Annotated in this window: 1 protein-coding gene; it reads right to left on the bottom strand. The window is 62.3% G+C overall.

What is annotated here, in order from left to right:
* Positions 1 to 231, bottom strand: a 231-nt coding sequence (locus J5M66_RS26855; protein WP_207817564.1) for an SNF2-related protein, incomplete at both ends; no start/stop codon positions are given.

The raw sequence follows: 231 nt of genomic DNA, 5'->3' as shown, positions 1-231 counted from the left end.
CGAGCCAGCCGGGCATGAGGAAATGGAACTGCGACCACAGCTCACCGAGGTGGTTTTCCAGCGGCGTACCGCTCAGACACAAGCGCTGACGGGCCTGCAAGTCACGGGCGGCCTGGGCGGCTTTGCTGTTGGGGTTCTTGATGTATTGCGCTTCGTCCAGCACCAGAACGTGCAGCGGCTGTTTGGCCAGGCGCTCAAGGTCCTTGGGCAACAGGGCGTAAGTGGTGAGGA

Source organism: Pseudomonas sp. 67(2021), assembly GCF_017491835.1.
Lineage (GTDB): Bacteria > Pseudomonadota > Gammaproteobacteria > Pseudomonadales > Pseudomonadaceae > Aquipseudomonas > Aquipseudomonas atacamensis.
This window is presented reverse-complemented; position numbering and strand designations above follow the sequence as displayed.